This is a genomic window from Dechloromonas sp. A34 (assembly GCF_026261605.1).
Taxonomy (GTDB): Bacteria; Pseudomonadota; Gammaproteobacteria; order Burkholderiales; family Rhodocyclaceae; genus Azonexus.
Genome location: NZ_CP102486.1, coordinates 2,530,314 through 2,548,100, shown reverse-complemented (window position 1 = coordinate 2,548,100; position 17,787 = coordinate 2,530,314). Strand labels below are relative to the sequence as shown.

19 protein-coding genes and 1 tRNA gene are annotated in these 17,787 nt (G+C 62.1%); 10 read left to right on the top strand and 10 right to left on the bottom strand.

Going from position 1 to position 17,787, the window contains the following annotated elements; translation table 11 throughout:
- Positions 1-9: 9 nt before the first annotated feature.
- Together NQE15_RS12710 and NQE15_RS12705 are read right to left on the bottom strand one after the other, a co-directional pair.
- Complete coding sequence (locus NQE15_RS12710) at positions 10-336, bottom strand: RnfH family protein (protein ID WP_265941830.1); 327 nt, start codon at positions 334-336, stop codon at positions 10-12.
- Positions 329-772 (bottom strand): type II toxin-antitoxin system RatA family toxin, encoded by a 444-nt coding sequence (locus NQE15_RS12705; protein WP_265950268.1) that lies wholly within the window; start codon positions 770-772, stop codon positions 329-331. Before NQE15_RS12705 ends, NQE15_RS12710 begins: the two co-directional genes overlap by 8 nt.
- Positions 773-829: 57 nt before the next feature.
- On the opposite strand from NQE15_RS12705, the gene smpB reads away from it, so the two are divergent.
- The 5 genes from smpB (at position 830) to NQE15_RS12680 (ending at position 4,430) form a co-directional block, all read left to right on the top strand.
- A complete protein-coding gene (smpB, locus tag NQE15_RS12700) occupies positions 830-1,279 on the top strand; it encodes an SsrA-binding protein SmpB (RefSeq protein WP_265941828.1) in 450 nt (149 codons plus the stop codon).
- A 7-nt stretch (positions 1,280-1,286) separates the two neighbouring features.
- A complete protein-coding gene (locus tag NQE15_RS12695; protein WP_265941827.1) occupies positions 1,287-1,907 on the top strand; it encodes a trimeric intracellular cation channel family protein in 621 nt (206 codons plus the stop codon).
- 64 nt (positions 1,908-1,971) lie between these two features.
- Complete coding sequence (locus NQE15_RS12690; protein ID WP_265941825.1) at positions 1,972-2,619, top strand: DsbA family oxidoreductase; 648 nt, start codon at positions 1,972-1,974, stop codon at positions 2,617-2,619.
- A gap of 32 nt (positions 2,620-2,651) precedes the next feature.
- Positions 2,652-3,698 carry an MBL fold metallo-hydrolase gene (locus tag NQE15_RS12685; protein ID WP_265941823.1) on the top strand — a complete coding sequence of 349 codons (1,047 nt, stop codon included), beginning with the start codon at positions 2,652-2,654 and terminating at the stop codon, positions 3,696-3,698.
- Positions 3,699-3,794: 96 nt separating this feature from the next.
- Positions 3,795-4,430 carry a response regulator gene (locus tag NQE15_RS12680; protein ID WP_265941821.1) on the top strand — a complete coding sequence of 212 codons (636 nt, stop codon included), beginning with the start codon at positions 3,795-3,797 and terminating at the stop codon, positions 4,428-4,430.
- Between the two features lie 21 nt (positions 4,431-4,451).
- Here the strand turns inward: NQE15_RS12680 and NQE15_RS12675 are convergent, their stop codons facing one another.
- The 7 genes from NQE15_RS12675 to NQE15_RS12645 all read right to left on the bottom strand — a co-directional run bounded on the left by NQE15_RS12675 (position 4,452) and on the right by NQE15_RS12645 (position 11,183).
- Positions 4,452-4,859 (bottom strand): Hpt domain-containing protein, encoded by a 408-nt coding sequence (locus NQE15_RS12675; protein ID WP_265941819.1) that lies wholly within the window; start codon positions 4,857-4,859, stop codon positions 4,452-4,454.
- A 146-nt stretch (positions 4,860-5,005) separates the two neighbouring features.
- Entirely contained in the window at positions 5,006-7,246 is a 2,241-nt protein-coding gene (locus tag NQE15_RS12670; RefSeq protein WP_265941817.1) for an ATPase, T2SS/T4P/T4SS family, read from the bottom strand.
- Positions 7,243-8,445: a sensor histidine kinase gene (locus tag NQE15_RS12665; protein ID WP_265941815.1), complete on the bottom strand. Its 1,203-nt coding sequence runs from the start codon at positions 8,443-8,445 to the stop codon at positions 7,243-7,245. Before NQE15_RS12665 ends, NQE15_RS12670 begins: the two co-directional genes overlap by 4 nt.
- Positions 8,442-9,095: a GTP-binding protein gene (locus NQE15_RS12660; protein ID WP_265941813.1), complete on the bottom strand. Its 654-nt coding sequence runs from the start codon at positions 9,093-9,095 to the stop codon at positions 8,442-8,444. The genes NQE15_RS12665 and NQE15_RS12660 overlap by 4 nt, the downstream gene beginning before the upstream one ends.
- 12 nt (positions 9,096-9,107) lie before the next feature.
- A complete protein-coding gene (locus NQE15_RS12655) occupies positions 9,108-9,662 on the bottom strand; it encodes a response regulator (protein ID WP_265941811.1) in 555 nt (184 codons plus the stop codon).
- Positions 9,659-10,951 carry an HD domain-containing phosphohydrolase gene (locus NQE15_RS12650; protein WP_265941809.1) on the bottom strand — a complete coding sequence of 431 codons (1,293 nt, stop codon included), beginning with the start codon at positions 10,949-10,951 and terminating at the stop codon, positions 9,659-9,661. Before NQE15_RS12650 ends, NQE15_RS12655 begins: the two co-directional genes overlap by 4 nt.
- Before the next feature lie 155 nt (positions 10,952-11,106).
- Positions 11,107-11,183 (bottom strand) — tRNA-Asp (locus NQE15_RS12645).
- A gap of 121 nt (positions 11,184-11,304) precedes the next feature.
- On the opposite strand from NQE15_RS12645, the gene menD reads away from it, so the two are divergent.
- The 5 genes from menD to NQE15_RS12620 all read left to right on the top strand — a co-directional run bounded on the left by menD (position 11,305) and on the right by NQE15_RS12620 (position 17,503).
- Positions 11,305-12,918 carry a 2-succinyl-5-enolpyruvyl-6-hydroxy-3-cyclohexene-1-carboxylic-acid synthase gene (gene menD, locus NQE15_RS12640; RefSeq protein WP_265941807.1) on the top strand — a complete coding sequence of 538 codons (1,614 nt, stop codon included), beginning with the start codon at positions 11,305-11,307 and terminating at the stop codon, positions 12,916-12,918.
- 74 nt (positions 12,919-12,992) lie between these two features.
- Complete coding sequence (mutS, locus tag NQE15_RS12635; protein WP_265941805.1) at positions 12,993-15,572, top strand: DNA mismatch repair protein MutS; 2,580 nt, start codon at positions 12,993-12,995, stop codon at positions 15,570-15,572.
- The gene (locus NQE15_RS12630; RefSeq protein ID WP_265941803.1) at positions 15,569-16,489 is read left to right on the top strand and encodes a hypothetical protein; all 921 of its coding nucleotides are present in this window, start codon (positions 15,569-15,571) and stop codon (positions 16,487-16,489) included. The genes mutS and NQE15_RS12630 overlap by 4 nt, the downstream gene beginning before the upstream one ends.
- A 10-nt stretch (positions 16,490-16,499) precedes the next feature.
- Entirely contained in the window at positions 16,500-16,823 is a 324-nt protein-coding gene (locus NQE15_RS12625; protein ID WP_265941801.1) for a thioredoxin family protein, read from the top strand.
- A complete protein-coding gene (locus NQE15_RS12620; protein ID WP_265941799.1) occupies positions 16,820-17,503 on the top strand; it encodes a hypothetical protein in 684 nt (227 codons plus the stop codon). The genes NQE15_RS12625 and NQE15_RS12620 overlap by 4 nt, the downstream gene beginning before the upstream one ends.
- A gap of 1 nt (position 17,504) precedes the next feature.
- On the opposite strand, the gene NQE15_RS12615 is transcribed toward NQE15_RS12620, so the two are convergent.
- Positions 17,505-17,675: a hypothetical protein gene (locus NQE15_RS12615; RefSeq protein ID WP_265941797.1), complete on the bottom strand. Its 171-nt coding sequence runs from the start codon at positions 17,673-17,675 to the stop codon at positions 17,505-17,507.
- Positions 17,676-17,787 lie beyond the last annotated feature (112 nt).

Genomic DNA, 17,787 nt, shown 5'->3' with positions numbered 1-17,787 from the left:
GGTTGCGAATCAGCCCTCTGAGGCGTCGGTATCACCGGCGCCTTTTTTCATGATCTTGCCTTCGGCGGCTCGTTGCTTGCGGACCTCCTTCGGATCGGCGATCAGCGGCCGATAGATCTCGACACGGTCGCGGTCCCGCAATACGGCATCCGGCTTAGAGAGCTTGGCGTAGACCCCGAACTTGTTCTTCTTGAGGTCGATTTCCGGGTATTTCAAAAGCAACCCGGAAGCTTCCAGCGCCTGCGCCAGCGTCGCGCCCGCGGGCAGCTTGACGCTGACCAGTTCCTGCTTGGCTGGCAGCGCGTAACACACTTCGACCTTAATCGTTTCAGTCATTGCTGACTCCATAAACTTGCGCCGCACGCCGTACAAAGGCATCGACGAAGGTATTCGCAATATGGCTGAACACCGGGCCGATAACTTTTTCGAACAATTTGCTGGAAAACTCGTAGTGCAACTTGAACTCGATCTTGCAGGCATTCGGCGCCAGCGCCTTGAAATGCCAAGAGCCTTCCAGATGCCGAAAAGGGCCGTCAATCAGACGGATCTTCATCAGCTTCGGATGTTCCTTGTCGTTCTCGGTGGTAAACCCGGATTTGACGGAATGGTAATTGATATGCAGCGTCGCCACGGTCTTGGCGGCATCGCGGAACTTCACCTCGGTATGGCTACACCAGGGCAAAAAAGCCGGGTAGTCCTCGCAACGGTCAACCAGATCGAACATGCGCTCGGCGGATTGCTCGATCAGTACTGTTTTTTCAACCTGGGCCATGCGTCGGCAACGTTCCGGTATCCTGTAAAATGACAATTTTAATGGATCAGTCGCGGCATGAGCATCACGGTCAACAAAAAAGCCTTTCACGACTACTTCGTCGAAGAGAAGTTCGAGGCCGGCATCGCGCTCGAAGGTTGGGAAGTCAAGGCCATTCGTGCCGGCCGGATGAACATCAAGGAATCCTACGTCATCATCAAGAGCGGCGAGATCTACCTGATCGGCATGCACATTTCGCCGCTAACCACCGCCTCGACGCACAACAAGCACGACCCAACCCGGACCCGCAAGCTGCTGCTGCACAGCCGGGAGATCATGAAGCTAATCGGCAAGGTGGAACGCGCCGGTTACGCCTTGGTGCCGATCGACCTGCATTTCACCCGCGGCCGGATCAAGCTCGAAATCGGCCTGGCCAAGGGCAAGAAACAGCATGACAAGCGTGACGACCAGCTGGAAAAGGATTCCAAACGCGAAGCCCAACGCGCGATGAAGGAACGTCAGCGCTAGGGCGGGCATGGACGCCCTGCTCTACTGGGTTGGCATGGCTGCCGTCGCGGTCAGTGCGCTGACCGGTGTACTGGATTCCGGCCGCAAGCAGATGGACCTGATCGGAGCCTTGCTCGTCGGCATCGCCACCGCGCTCGGCGGCGGCACCATTCGCGACCTGCTGCTCGATCGCAATGTATTCTGGGTAGTCGATCAGACCTACCTGATCGCCGCCCTCGGCACCGGGCTCGTCACTTTCTTCATCGCCCGTGCACTGCCCCTGCCGCCGCGTTTGTTCCTGATTCCCGACGCCATCGGGCTGGCGCTCTTCACCATCGTCGGCACCCAGGTCTCACTGCAATGGCATGCCCCCTGGCTGGTCGCCAGCCTGATGGGGGTCATTACAGGCATCGTCGGCGGAGTCTTGCGCGATATTCTGTGCAACGACGTACCGCTGGTTTTCCTCAAGGGCGAACTCTATGCCACCGCAGCATGGGTCGGCGCCCTGGCCATGATCGGCCTCCAGGAAGTTGGCGTCTCCTCCGTTCTGGCTAGTTGGCTGGCGATGGCCATCGTGCTTGTTCTCCGCCTGCTTGCCATGCGCTACCACATCACGCTGCCCGCCTTCGGACAGCAACGCAGCATCTGACGCCGCTGGAACCATTCCCGCAGAAAGCTTGTCTGCTCAAGGTTCCCACGTTTTGACCGACCCCATGCTCAAAATCGATATTGTTGCCGACATCGTCTGTCCTTGGTGTTTCATCGGCAAACGCCGCCTTGAAACGGCAATCGCCATGGTGCTACGGGAAAACCCGGATTTCCGCCATGAAACGCGCTGGCGGCCCTTTTTCCTTAATCCGCACACCCCGCCCGAGGGAGAGCCCTACATGCCGTTTCTTGAGCACAAATTCGGCAGCCGGGCGGCAGTCGATGCCTTGTTCGAGCGCGTTCGCGAAGCTGGCCGGGCCTATGGCATCGACTACGCCTTCGAGAAAATCCGCCTGCGGGCCAACACGCTGCAAGCCCACCGTCTGATCCACTGGGCGCAACAGCGCGGCAATGCCGATGCCCTGGTCGAGCGCCTGTTTGTCGCCCAGTTCCAGCGTGGCGAGGCAATTGGCGAACCAGCCACCCTGACTCGCCTTGCCGCCGAGTGCGGTTACGCGACAGACGAGGTCGCGGCTTACCTGGCCTCCGAAACGGACACCGATACTGTCCGTGAGGATGAACGCAACATACGCGCCACCGGTATCCGCCAGGTTCCGACCTTTATCCTTGATGAGCATCGGGTCATCGTCGGGGCCGAGGATCCGGCCACTCTGGCGACTGCCATTCGGCAGATGCCGGGCTTTCGGAAATGAAACATAGCAGAAACCTTATCGGCATCCTCTTCATGCTGGCGATCACCGCCTGCACGACGGCCAATCCCCATTACAACCCAAGCCGCGCACACCATCGAGCTACCGGCTTCGCCAATAGCGACGCATCGCTCCAGATAGGTACTTTGCCCTGGTACGAAATCATGATGCGGAACCTGCGCGGCGATTTCCGCCCGGCCCGGCCACCGACTGACGGATACGAAAGATTCATTGCCGACTGGACAACGCCCATCGACCACGCCCTGCTTTCGATACCCGCGGCCTCACCACGAATCACCTGGCTAGGTCATGCGTCACTGCTCCTGCAGGTAGATGGGCAAAACATCCTGATAGATCCGCAATTTTCCGACTTCGCTGGTCCGCACCCCTGGCTATCTGCGAAGCGCCGCACCCCCGCGCCGATCCTTCCCGAACAGCTACCACCGATCGATCTCGTGCTGATCTCCCACAACCACTACGACCATCTCGATCGCTACACAATTAAAGCGCTGATTGCGGCCGGACAAAAACCACACTTTCTCGTACCGCTGGGTGTCAAAGCCTGGTTCGACGATCTGGGCATCACCAATGTCAGCGAAATGGACTGGTGGGACAACCGGATCGCAGGCAAGCTGAAAATTCATTTCACACCGGCCCAGCACTGGAGCAAGCGCTCCCCCTTCGACACCAACGCCACGCTGTGGGGGGGGTTTGCCATCGAGCGACAGACCCAGCCCAGCTGGCGCTTCCTGTACACCGGCGACACCGGTTATTCGGCCGATTTCAAGGAAATCCGGCAGCGTCTGGGGGCAATTGATTTTCTCGCCCTACCGGTCGGCGCTTACCTGCCCCGTGATTTTATGTCCCCCCAGCACATCGATCCGGACGACGCGGTCAAGATTGTTCTCGATCTCGAAGCCGGCCAGGCACTGGGTGTCCACTGGGGGACATTTGAGCTGGCACAGGACAGTTTCGATCAGGCCCCACGAGATCTGGCGGTCGCGCTGCAACAACGGCAACTGGCCAGAGACCGGGTCTGGATGTTGAAGCAAGGCGAAACGCGACAACTCCGCGCCGAGTGATGATCGGACCTTTGGCGATATCGACAGCATAAATTCATGACAAGGCCAAATCAGATCGAGACAATTGAATCAGCCAGGCATATGCTTTCAACTGGTATGAAAAAAACACGCATTGTTCTCGCCGATGACCAGTTGCTGGTCCGAGCTGGCATTCGCGCCCTGTTGGAAGCCCTGCCCGACTATCAGATTGATGCCGAGTGCGCCGATGGTCTGCAAGCCGTTGTCGAAATCCGTCGCCTGAAGCCGGACATCGCCCTCCTCGATATCGCCATGCCCGGCCTGAATGGCATCGAGGTCAGCCAGGCCATCCGTCAAGTCGACCGACAGATCAGGATCCTGATCCTCTCCAGTATCGACCGTCAGGAGGTTATCGACCAGGCACTGGCGGCCGGCGTCGACGGCTACCTGCTCAAGGACTTCGTGCTCGATGATTTGCGCCATGCACTTGATGCTGTCCTGGCGGGCCAAATATTTCTTTCACCGAAAATTCAGGAACTGCGGGCTCAACGCAACCTCGACGGCAGGTCCGGCAATACCGCCGGGTTGACCGCCCGGCAAACCCAGATTCTGCGGCTCGTCGCTTCCGGAATGACTACCAAGGAAATTGCCCGAGACCTGGGGATCAGCCCGAAAACTGTGGAATTTCATCGGGCCAGGCTGATGGAAAGACTGGCGGTGCACGATGTGACTGCCTTGACCCGCTATGCCATCCAGTCGGGCGTTGTGACCTGACACCCACTTTGCCTCAGGTATTCAGGCGGATGCGGTGCCGTCGCCCAGATAGTGTTTGAGTTCATTCACCATCCGAGCCAGCGATTCGCGCAGAGCGACCAACTCGTTTTCCCAGTCGATGCCCTTACCGCCCTCCTCTTTAAGGACCAAGGCATCGCGCAACATGTTCTCGATTCGGTGCGTCTGGTCGAGGCAATCACGGGCTGAAAACAGGACGCAACTTCCCCGGATGTCATGCACGACACGTTGCAGTGTCGGTATATCGCGGTTGGCGAGCGACTCGTCGAGCCGCCCGATCAGATTCGGATAGTTGTCGAGGAACAGATGAACCAGACGCTTCGCCGCTTCCTCATTACGGCCCAAATTGATCAGAAGATAATCAAGGTTGCAACTCGTGCCCCCCGCTTGAACTTTGTCTTTCCGATCCATAAGCCAACCCTGATTATTGTTTTTACCTTGTCTTTAGCTTAAGACCAGGGGGCTAACTAGGGAACCGGGTTATACCCTAGGGGCGGCGGGCTGCGAAGGCTGGACTGCTCCTCGCGTCTCACGGGTAACCACAACAGCCTTCCTGACTACGCCCCTGACTGCGGCCCGAGAACCCGCAATATTTCTTCCAGGGTGGTCTGCCCGGCGGCAACCAGTTCTGCCGCGTGACTGGCAATGCCGCCGATCCCCTTGGCGGCGACCAGCCGACGAATTTCGAGAACACTGTCCCCGCTGCCGATGCGGTCGCGCAACTCGTCGTCGAAAGTCAGCACTTCATAGACCCCGACCCGCCCCTTGTAGCCGCTGCCATGGCATTCCGGGCAGCCCTTGCCGCGAAAGACGGCAAGCGATGAATCGAACTGCGGCCCCAGTCGACGGCACATATCCGGGGATGCCGCGACCGTCTCCCGGCAGGCCGGGCAAATCCGACGAACCAGGCGCTGGGCGATGATCCCTTCGAGGGCAGTGGCGACAACAAAGGGCTTGAGGCCGAGATCGAACAGGCGGGCGATGGTGGCCACCGCGGAGTTGGTGTGCAGCGTCGAGTAGACCAGATGGCCGGTCAGCGCTGCGTGGAAGGCGACCTCGGCGGTCTCGAAATCGCGGATCTCGCCGAGCAGAATGACGTCCGGATCCTGACGCAGCAAGGCACGCAGGATCGCTGGAAAGGTCAGGCCGATCTTTTCGCGGACCAGCACCTGGCCGGCCATGTCGAGGTAGTACTCGACCGGATCTTCGATGGTGACGTAGTTCTTGTCCGGTGTCGCGTCGTGCTGGAGCAGCGAGTACAGGGTCGTCGTCTTGCCGCTGCCGGTCGGTCCGGTAGCAAGGATGATCCCTTGCGGCTTGGCCACCATGTCGCGAATCCGCCCCAGGTCGCCGGCCGGGAAGCCAAGATTATCCAGGCTGTGCACCGTAGAATTGCGATCCAGGATGCGCATCACCACTTTTTCGCCGTTGATAGTCGGCAGCGTCGAAATGCGCAGGTCGACCATCCGCATCGGTGTCTTGACGGTAATCCGTCCATCCTGAGGCCGGCGGCGCTCGGAGATGTCGAGCTCGGACATGATTTTCAGGCGCGAAACAAGCGACTGGTGTAGGTGATGCGGAATGTGGATTTTGTCGGCAAGCACACCGTCGATGCGGTAGCGCACGATAACGCTCTTGGTCCGCGGCTGGATATGAATGTCCGAGGCACCGAGCCGGATCGCCTCGAGGATGATCGCATTGGCCAGTCGAATGGCCGGCGGCGCTTCGGTGTCGCGCAGCAGGTCTTCAAGCGCTGCCGCATCCTCCTCCTCGATGACGATTTCGATCCCTTCGTAGGGGTCAGGACCGCCCACCAGGGTTTCCAGCTCCTTGAAATCGACCGCTCCGTTGCCACCGTAAAGCTCGTCGATCTTCTTGCGGATGGCCGCAACATCGGCACTCACCACCTTGATGTCGAGCCCCGCCGTGAAGCGCACTTCGTCAATCAGGCCTTCGTCGAGCGGGTCGGCCATGGCCAGCAACAGGCGTTTGCCGTCGAGTTTGAGCGGCACGACCAGTTGGCGCTGGCAAAAACTGTGTGGAATCAGGTCGGCGAGCACGCTATCGATACGGAATTCCGGCAGCTGAACCTCGTCGATAAGGAGGTCGGCCTTGAGAATTTCGCGGATCCGGCGCTCTGGCACCCAGTCCTTCTCGAGCAGCAGACTGATCATCGGCTCCTTGCGGCGCTCCTGCAGCATCGAGAGTTCCTGCAACTGGGCCGACGACAGCGCGCCCTTCTTGTGCAGCATGATACCCAGGCGACTACGATGGGTCGCGGCCAGCTTGGAGAGCGCCGAGATTTCCTTGTTCTTCTGGGCATTCTCGGTCTTCAACAGCCGATTGCGGGCGATCAGGTCGGACTGTTCCAGGGCCAGGGCGACGGTGACCCGCAGGTCGTCATCGTTCCACGGCTTGAGAATGAACTTGTAGACCGCCCCCTCGTTGATCGCCCCCATCACCGCATCGGTGTTGGCCTGGCCGGTCAACATGATGCGGATGGTGTCCGGCGAACGCTGCTTCACTTCGCGCAGGAATTCGGCACCGGTCATCACCGGCATCATGAAATCGCTGATCACCAGATGCGTCGTCGCTTCGGCCAGCCGTTCGAGCCCCTCGGCGCCATTGGCCGCGGTCACCACTTCGTAGTTCTCCTGGCGAAAGACGCGGATCAGCGCCTTCAGGATGCCGGGCTCGTCATCGACGAACAGCAGGCGGTAGCGCGGCGGGGTCAGGTGGGTGGCGGGCGCCTGCGGGGCGGCCGTTTTTCCGGTGAAAAGCGACGAGTAATCAGTCATTTCGGTACGGGAAAGAAGAGCGTCACGGTCGTCCCCACATTCGGTCGGCTATCCAGCGCGATACGGCCGCTGTGCGCCAGAACGATGTTGCGGGCCGTGGACAGCCCGAGGCCGGCTCCCGAACCAACCGGCCGGGTCGTAAAGAAGGGTTCGAAGGCCCGCGCCTGCTGCTCGGCGGTCATGCCGACCCCATCGTCATGAATGCTGATCGTGATGCCCGCCTCGTCCGCTTCGCTGGTGACCAGTATTTCGCCGGAGCGCCCGGCATCGACAATCGCTTGACCGGCGTTGCGAAGCAGGTTGAGAAGCATCTGGTTGATATGCCCCGGCAGGCAAATCAGGCCGGGGAGCGGCAACAAATTGAAGCGCAGGCTGACGCCGGCCGGCAGCTGACCTTCAATGACGCTGGCGGCGTGTTTCAGGCAGGTGTTGAGGTCGGCAAATTCCTCACTGGCGCGATCGACATTGGAAAAGCTCTTCAGCTCACTGACGATTTTCGCAATGCGATCGACCCCCTTGAGGGTTTCGGCCAGCAGATCGTTGCCATCTTCAAGCAGGAAATCGAGGTCGAGTGCCTTCCAGGCCGTTTCGCCCTCGGCCAGCCGGTCGCGCAACTGCGCAAACTTGCTCAGATAGACCTGAAAGGAACTCAGGTTGCTACGCACGAAACCAAGCGGATTGTTGACCTCGTGCGCCACCCCGGCGGCCAGCTGGCCGACCGAAGCCAGCTTTTCTGCCTCGTAGAGCATTTGCTGGCGCTCTTCCAGTTGTGCGACCTGGACCTTGACCCGTGCCTCCAGTTCGGCCGACAGGGCCTTGTAACGAGCCTCGGACTCCTGCAGGCGGGCATGTTCGAGGCGCAGGCGATCGAAATCCGCAGCGACTACTTCGAGGTGCAGATTGGACGCCATCTTGTAACGGATCTGCGTGCGCAGCAGATGTTCCAGCAGGCAGCGCGCCGCCGCCAGTTGCGCTTGGGCAGCGTTGGCACTGGCCAGATGGCCGACGGCTTCCAGTTCCAGCTTGACCGGTTCGCGCCGTGCGTCATTGGTCAGCGCTCCCCAGAGGACGCTGCCCCGGGCATCGACAATCGCGGCATCGCCGCCGAGCAGCGCCGTCAAGGCCGGCCCAATGCGTTGCAGGGTGGCGGGATCGAGCAATTCCTCGATCCGCCATTCGCGGTCAAAGGTTTCGTTCATAGGGTTAAGGTTTTCCCCAGCCCGCCACCCACGAACGCCGCCTCATCGACGCCGTGCCGACTGGCCAGTTCGCAATCTTCGGCATGGCGGCGATAGGTCGCGCGGAGCAAGGCTTCGAAACTAGCCTCGACCCCCTGGCCATGCAAGGCCGAAGCGAAGACCAGCGGCCACGGTGCCGCCGACCAGCGGTCACGAATTTCCGCCTCAGGCACGGCAGTCGGCAGATCGCGCTTGTTGAACTGAACAACCAGCGGCAGACGCTCGAAATCGAGCCCGACCCGCGAGCAATTCTCGGCCAGGGTCTGAAAGGATTCCGCATTATTGGTCTCCTGCGCCCGATCCGAATCGGCCACGAAAACCACGCCATCGGCCCGCGACAGAACCGCCTTGCGCGTACCGTCATGGGCAACCTGACCGGGCACGGTGAAGAGACGGAATTTGATCAGCAGGCCGGACGGCGCGCGAAAGCCCAGCGGCAAGAGATCGAAAAACAGCGTGCGATCGTCCTGCGTTTCCAACGTCATCATTTCGCCTTTCAGTTCCGGCGAAAGCAGGTCATGCAGGCGGAGCAGGTTGGTCGTCTTGCCACTCTGCGCCGGTCCGTAATAGACCAGTTTGAAGGAAAGTCGCCCGCTCTCGCTTTCCGGCATCCTAGGGTTTCTTCATCCAGTCGGGATCAAGCAGTACCGAGCCGTCCGGCCCCAGTTGACCTGGGTGATGCCGGGTTCCAGGGCCTCGAGGCGCTCGGCCTCGATCGCTTCCGGCGTCTTCTCGCCCATCTCCATGCGGACCAGATTGGCCAGCTGCCGGTTTTCCAGCATCAGGTCGCGATGGGCCAGCGACTGGGCGATGGCCGACATCAGCTCGTAGTCGTTCCACGGCTTGCCGATGAAACGATCGATACCGACTTCATTGACCGCCCGCACCAGGGCGTTGAGATCGGCATAACCGGAAAGGATCAGGCGCGCAGCGTCGGGCTGCAACTCCTTGACGCCCTTGAGGAACTCGACGCCATCCATTTCCGGCATCCGGTAATCGCTGACAAAGAGGTCGAATGCCTCATGGTGCGCCCGTTCCAGGGCGGCTGCCGGCGACGAGAAAGTCTCGACTTCAAGCGTGAACGACTTGTTGGCGATGGCGCAAGGAGCAACCCGCAACAAGCGTTTCAGTGCGCTGAGGATGGACTCCTCATCGTCGACCAGCATGACGCGACTCATGATTCCTCCTGCCGTATGTACAGCGTGTAAGGCTGCTGCTCGGCCGTTTCCAGCTTGACCAGCTGACTGATGATTTCCGGCGTCAGCACATTGCCGCGGGCAAGCAACAGATAGCCATCGCGGTGATTCAGTTCGCGCGCCAGGACCATGCCCGGACGCAGTTGCAGCGCCCGCATCGGCAGTTCGGTGACATTCTTTTTGCCGGACTCGGCCAAGAGTTGGATGAAGCTGTCGACCACCTGCGGATCGTAGCGCCGGCCACGATTGTCGATCAGGTAGGTCACTGCCTCGTCCGGGCGCAGCGGACGCTGGACCAGCGTCCCGATCTGCAACGCATCGTAATCATTGGCCACGGACAGGATGCGACTGCCCAGCGGAATGGCCATGCCGGAAAGATGATCGGGAAAGCCGCTGCCGTCGTAAAGTTCGTGGTGATGGCGGACGAGCAAGGCGCAATCGCGGAGCTTCTCGACCGACATCAGGATGTTCTGGCCGACGACGGGATGTTTCATGACCTGGGCGCGATGATCCGGGTTCAAGGTATTGAACGGCTTGTCGAGCAGGCCATCCGGCAGGCCGATCTTGCCGACGTCGTGGAGCAGGCCGGCCAGCATCACGGTTTGCACTTCGCTATCGCTCAAGCCCAGACGATGAGCCAGAACCCGGGCATGCTCGGCGACCCGCCGGCCGTGACCGGAAAGCTGCTTGCCGACCTGCCCCGAACGCAACTCGACCATGCCGGCAAAGACCTGGACGGTGGCGAGAAAGGTTTTTTTCAGTTCGCTCAGGGCCGCTCGCACTTCGGCGGTCCGCTCATTGACCTTCTGCTCCAGACCAGTGTTGAGCTCCTTGAGTTCTTCGTTCTGGCGTTGCGTCAATTCGCTGAGGCGGCGATTTTCCTGTTCCAGCCGGCGCCGCTCCAGGGCTTCGCCGACTACGAGAACGATTTCGTTGTCGTCCCAGGGCTTGGAAATGTAGCGGTAGATCTCGCCTTCGTTGATCGCCGCCACCGTCGACGTGATGTCGGCATAGCCGGTGAGCAGGATGCGCATCACTTGCGGCCAGCGCTTGCGGACGTTCTTGAGAAAAGTCGCGCCATCCATTTCCGGCATGCGCATGTCGGAAATCACCAGATCGACCGCTTCATTTTCGAGAATTTCCAGTCCGGCGGCGCCGCTTTCGGCAACCAGTATCCGGTAGCCGTGGGGCCGGAACAGTCGGCGCAAAGCCGAAAGGATGCTCGGTTCGTCATCGACGAACAGAAGTGTCAAATTGCCGTTGTCGCTCATTCGGAAATAACCCTGTCAAATGGCATGAGCCGCCAGCGCTCAGAATACCTCGAAAGTGCCTTTCTGGCCCACGGTTCTTGCGTCTTCAGAATCACAGCTGGCGAAAAACAAAAACCCGATGGAAATCGCCGGGATTTTCATCGGGTTTCTTGAACTGGCGGAGTGGACGGGACTCGAACCCGCGACCCCCGGCGTGACAGGCCGGTATTCTAACCAACTGAACTACCACTCCGCGTTGGGCCGCCCGGTATTAGCCGGACAGCAGAGAACGGGCCGGATAATAGCACGCCAACGGCTTTCCGCCCGCTTCATTACCGCTACAATCGGGCGTTTCCGGCCTTCTTGCTGAAACGATGATCGATACCGGCACACTGAACCTTCTCTGGTCGCAAACCCTGGTCACCGGTTTGGTTGCCGCCGGCGCGACGCACGCCATCATCTCGCCGGGCTCGCGGTCGACGCCGCTCGCCCTGGCCATGCTGCGCCAGACCGGCCTGGAGTGTACGGTAGCGGTCGATGAGCGCTGTGCGGCGTTTTTCGCCCTCGGCATCGCCAAGGCCAGCCGGCAGCCGGTCCTCGTCCTCGCCACCTCCGGCACCGCCCTGGCCAACTGGCTACCGGCGGTGATCGAGGCCAGCCAGGCGGGCGTCCCGCTGATCCTGATCTCCGCCGACCGCCCCCCCGAACTGCAGGGCTGCGGCGCCAACCAGACGATCAACCAGGTCGGGCTGTTCGGCTCGCATGTCCGGGCCTGCCACGATCTCGGCACGCCCGAGGCGGCCTTCGACCCGGACTACCTGCACCGCCTGGCGGCGCGGATTTATGAGCAGACCGTCTGGCCGTATCCGGGGCCGGTGCATGTCAACCAGCCTTTCCGCGAACCACTGGTGCCGAGTGGCGACATCCCGGCCATCCAGCCGCCGGGAAGTATTCGCTGGGCGCCTCCTGCCCTGCACCCCGCGCCGGAGGTCATAGCCGAACTGAGCGCAGCCATTGCCGGGCGCCCTGGGATCATCGTCTGCGGCGAACAGCCCCCGGAATCCGGCTTTGCCGACGCCCTCGCCGCGCTAGCGGAACACCTCGACTGCCCAATCCTGGCCGAACCGCTGTCCAATATGCGTTTCGGGCCGCATGACCGCACCCGACTGTGCGTCCGCTACAACCGCTGGCTGGCCGACCGCCCATTCGCCGCCAGCCACCACCCGCAATGGGTGCTGCGCTTCGGCGCCTTTCCGGTAACCCGCCATCTCCAGGATTACGTCGCCAGTGCTACGGCCACCCATGCTCTGGTCGAGCCCTGGCCGCGGTGGACCGACCCGACCCACCGCCTGACCCACCTGCTGCGCGCCGCGCCGCTCGCCGTCTGTCAGGCGCTGCTGGCGGCGGCACCGGCGCCAACACCAGCCGGCTGGCGAGCCGCCTTCGCCGATCGGGAACAAACCGTTCCGGCCGCTATCGATGCCGGGCACATCGCCGTCCTGATCGACGAAGTCGCAGCCGACACGCCGCTCTTCATCGGCAACTCGCTGGCCATCCGCCAGCTCGACTCCTACTCCGGGCACGGGGGAAAGACCTTGCACTTCCATGGCAACCGAGGCGCCAGCGGCATCGACGGCAACATCTCGACCGCCCTCGGAATCGCCGCCGTCCATGGCCGGATCGTCGCCCTGCTCGGCGACCTGACCACCCAGCACGACCTCGGCGGCCTGGCGCTCGCTGCTGGGCGCGATGCAATCATCGTCACGGTCAATAACGGTGGCGGCGGCATTTTCGACCTCCTGCCCCAGGCCGCCCTGCCGGAATTCGAGCCGGGCTGGCGCACGCCGCAGCAAATCAGCTTCGAACACGCGGCCCTGACCTTCGGCCTCGGCTATGCCCGGGCCGACGACAACGACGCGTTTCGTACCGCCCTGCGCCATGCCATCGCCGACGGCGGGCCGCAACTGATCGAACTGCTCGTCCCCTGAACCCGCCAGTGGCAGCTACTCCCCGTTGATGGGACAATTGCGCCCCTCGCCGCTCCACCTAAAACACTGAATCAATGGCCACCCCGACGCCCGACCTCTCCAAGCACACCCCGATGATGCGCCAGTATCTCGGGCTGAAAGCCAATCATCAGAACACCCTGCTCTTCTACCGGATGGGCGATTTCTACGAGGTTTTCTACGAGGATGCGGAAAAGGCAGCGCGCCTGCTTGACATCACGCTGACCACGCGCGGCCAGTCGGCGGGGGTGCCGATCAAGATGGCCGGCATCCCCTTCCATTCGCTGGAGCCCTATCTCGCCCGCCTGGTCAAGCTCGGCGAATCGGTGGTCATCTGCGAGCAGATCGGCGATCCGGCGACCAGCAAGGGGCCGGTCGAGCGCGCCGTGGCGCGCATCGTGACCCCCGGCACGCTGACCGATGCGGCGCTGATCGACGACAAGCAGGACATCTGGCTGCTCGCCCTGACCACGACCCGCAACACGGCCGGCTTCGCCCGCCTGAATCTGGCGAGCGGCGAGTTCATCCTGACCGAAGTGCCGAGCGAGCAGATCGCCGCGACGCTGGAACGCATCCGCCCGGCCGAAATCCTCTACCCGGAAAGCTGGGAGCCCAACTTCCCGCTGGAGACGGCGCGCACCCGCCAGCCCGACTGGTATTTCGAATTCGACTCGGCCAAGCGCCTGCTCTGCGACCAGTTCAAGGTCGCCTCGCTGGCCGGCTTCGGGGCCGAAGGCCTGCGCCCGGCGATCGCCGCCGCCGGTGCCCTGCTGCAGTACGCCCAGGCGACACAGAGCGGTAGCCTGCCGCACTTGCGGGCGCTGACCGTCGAACTCGAAGGCGCCTACCTGGGTCTCGACCTCGCCACCCGGCGCAATCTGGAACTGACTGAAACCCTGCGCGGCCAGCCGACACCGACCCTGTTCTCGCTGCTCGACAACTGCGTGACCAGCATGGGTTCGCGCCTTTTGCGCCATACCCTGCACCATCCGCTGCGCGAACGTGGCATTCCCGCCGCTCGCCACGGCGCCGTCGAAGCCCTGCTCGAAGACTACGGCCGGATGGCCGGCGAAGTGCGCCGCGAACTCAAGGGCATCGCCGACATCGAGCGCATCGCCGGTCGCATCGCCCTGCGCAACGCCCGGCCGCGCGACCTGGCCAGCCTGCGCGAATCGCTGGCCCGCCTCGGTGCCCTGCGCGCCCCGCTGGCCGGCAACGTTTCGCCGCTGCTCGGCCAGCTGGAATCCGATCTGCAAACGCCGGCAGCCACCCTCGACCTGCTGGTCCGTTCGATTGCCGCCGAACCCGCCGCCCAGATTCGCGACGGCGGCGCCATCGCCCTGGGCTACGACGTCGAGCTCGACGAACTGCGCTCACTGAACGACAACTGCGGCGCCTACCTGGTCGACATGGAAGTCCGCGAACGCGAACGCAGCGGCATCGCCAGCCTCAAGGTCGAATACAACAAGGTGCATGGCTTCTATATCGAGGTCACCCACGCCAATGTCGACAAGATTCCCGACGACTACCGCCGCCGTCAGACGCTGAAGAACGCCGAGCGCTACATCACGCCGGAACTCAAGGCCTTCGAGGACAAGGCGCTGTCCGCTCAGGAGCGTTCGCTGGCCCGCGAAAAGATGCTCTACGAGGTCATCCTCGACGACCTGCTGCCGGACGTGCCGACCCTGCAGGCCATCGCCCGCGCTATCGCCCAACTCGACCTGCTGGCAGGCTTCGCCGACACCGCCTTGAAGCGCAACTGGAGCAAGCCGGAATTCACGACCGAGATCGGCCTCGCCATCACCGGCGGCCGTCACCCAGTGGTCGAAGGGGAAATGGCCAACAGCGCCGAGACCTTCATCGCCAATGACTGCCTGCTCGCCGACAACCGTCGCCTGCTGCTCATCACCGGCCCCAACATGGGCGGTAAATCGACCTACATGCGGCAGACGGCGCTGATCGCCCTACTCGCCCACATCGGCTGCTACGTGCCGGCCGACCGCGTCGTGCTCGGCCCGATGGACCGCATCTTCACCCGGATCGGCGCTTCCGACGACTTAGCTTCCGGCCGTTCGACCTTCATGGTCGAGATGACCGAAGCCGCCGCCATCCTGCACCACGCGACCGCCAACAGCCTGGTGCTGATGGACGAAATCGGGCGTGGCACTTCGACCTTCGACGGCATGGCGCTGGCTTTCGCCATCCTGCGCCACCTGATAGAGAAGAACCGCTGCCTGACGCTGTTCGCCACGCACTATTTCGAACTGACCCGGCTCTCCCACGAATACACGGAACTGGCCAACGTGCACCTCGATGCCGTCGAGCACAACGACCGCATCGTCTTCCTGCACGCCGTCGAGGAAGGCCCGGCCAATCAGAGCTACGGGATCCAGGTTGCTGCGCTGGCCGGCATACCGGGCGCCGTCGTGCGCGCCGCCCGCAAGCAGTTGCGCGAATTCGAGCAGCGGGCGGCGGTCGATCCGCTGCAACCCGACCTCTTCGCCCAGGGCGACCCCGAGCCGGCCGAACCGGAAAGCCATCCGGTGGTGGACCGACTGGCCGCCCTCGACCCCGACAGCCTGACGCCGCGCGAAGCACTCGATGCCCTCTATGCCCTGAAGGGCCTGCTCAAGTGAGACCCTGGCTGGCCGCGCTGCTGCTCGGCTGGTCGCTGCTGGCCGGGGCCGAAACCTGGCATTTCGGGCTGATCGGCGACGTGCCCTATTCCGATCGCGAACGGGCCGAACTGCCCCTGATGCTTTCGGTGATCGCCGACAGCCAGGTCGAGTTTATCGCCCACGTAGGCGATTTCAAGCATGGTTCGGCGCGCTGCGACGACAGCCTGTTCGAGGATCGCCACCGGCTGTTCGACAACAGTCGGGTGCCCTTCATTTTCGTGCCCGGCGACAACGAATGGAGCGACTGCGCCCGCCTCTCGAACGGCGCCTATGACCCGCTGGAACGACTCGGCAAACTGCGCCGCCTGTTCTGGCCGGACGGCTTTTCGCTGGGCATGCGGAAACTGCCGCTGCAACGCCAGCCCGGCAGCTATGTCGAACATGCCCGTTTCCGTTTGGGGCCGGTGCTGTTCGTGACGCTCAACCTGCCGGGCGGCAATAACAACTTCGGCATGGTCGGCGAAGCCAGTGCCGAATTCCTGGCCCGCAATCCCGTCGTACAGGACTGGCTGGCCGACAGCTTCGCTCTGGCCCGCCGCAACCACCTGGCCGGCATCGTGGTCCTTTTCCAAGCCAATCCTGGTTTCCAGCATTTCTCCCAAGGGCTGGCCCATCGCGGCTACCGGAGCTTTGTGGAAAACATGCAGCGCGAAACGATGAATTTCAGCGGCCAGGTTGTTGTCGTACATGGGGACAGCCACATGAGCCGTATCGATCATCCGTTGCGTGACGGCCAAGGCAAGCCGCTGGCCAATTTCACGCGAGTGGAAACCTTCGGCTACCCGCTGATGGGCTGGACACGGGGCACCATCGACACCGACAACCCCGAGCTTTTTCACTTCGCAACGCATCCCTGGCCACGCCGCGGGTATTGAGGAACTGCCGATGAACGAAAGCTATGCCGCAATCGCGCCCACCCGCGACGAGATCAACGCCCTGCAAGAACCCGTGCTGATCGAGTTTGGCGCCCCCTGGTGTGGCCATTGCCAAGCCGCGCAACCCTTGCTGGCCAAGGCCCTGGCCGCGTTTCCGCAACTCAGCCACCTCAAGATCGAGGATGGACCGGGGCAGCCCTTGGGCCGCTCGTTCCGTGTCAAGCTTTGGCCGACGCTGATTTTCCTTCGGCAGGGCGAGGAGATCGCCCGCATGGTCCGGCCAAGCGATGCCGCGCAGATTGCGCAAGCCATCGAGCAACTCGTCACGCCATGAACACCCCAGACTTCACACTACTCAACGAGGCCGGCCTCAACCTGCAGGCGATTTTCAACATCGACACGCTGCCCGCCAAAATGAAGGCGGACATCCGCCAGCGCTTCGACACCGAGCAGCGCTACCGTCAGTTAATTCTGATCGGCCATGGCGGCAAAGCGATGTGGACCGCGATGAAGGCGGCAGGAGTTGCCGCCGAACATCCGATCGACCAGTTCAGCATTGCGATCACCGAACGCTGGCTGGGCGGCCTTCGCCACGCCATCGTCTATCCGGCCGAAACTTCGGTCGGTCTGCAGGCGCTGGGCAAACTCGCCGGATGGCATCATGCCTCGCCCTTCATGGTCGGTATCAACGAAACCTGGGGCAGTTGGTACGCCTACCGCGTGGTTGTCCTGACCGACAGCGATTTTGTACCGACGCCGCCGCAGGTCACCACCTCCCCGTGCACCGCCTGCCTTGACCAACCCTGCCTGGCGGCTTGCCCGGCCGGGGCTCTGAATGGCGGTTTCGATCTGCAGAAATGCATCGCCTACCGCAAGACGCCGACCTCCCGCTGCAAAGCCACCTGTGTCGCCCGCATTACCTGTCCGGTCGCCAGCGATCATCGCTACAGCGACGAACAGATCGCCCATACCTACTCGATTTCCATGCGGATGATCGAACGGTACTACGACTGATTCAAACGCCGGAAATCTGAATCCGGGCCTTGCGCCGCCAGCAGGCCGGCTTCTTCAGGCTGGCCACGTCGACGCCCGGGGTGTCGAAAATTTCCCGGGCTCGCGCCAGACGGGCTATTTCGTCTGACGACATGCCGGCAATCTGATCAAACCATTTCTGAAGACGCTTCATTTCGGATACTCCCCAAACAGGAATCGGTTGAAATCAACAGGCAGACCCGGATTCGAGTGCTGTAAGACGTAGATTATCCGATACCTGTATATTTGTACAGTACTCGATAAAT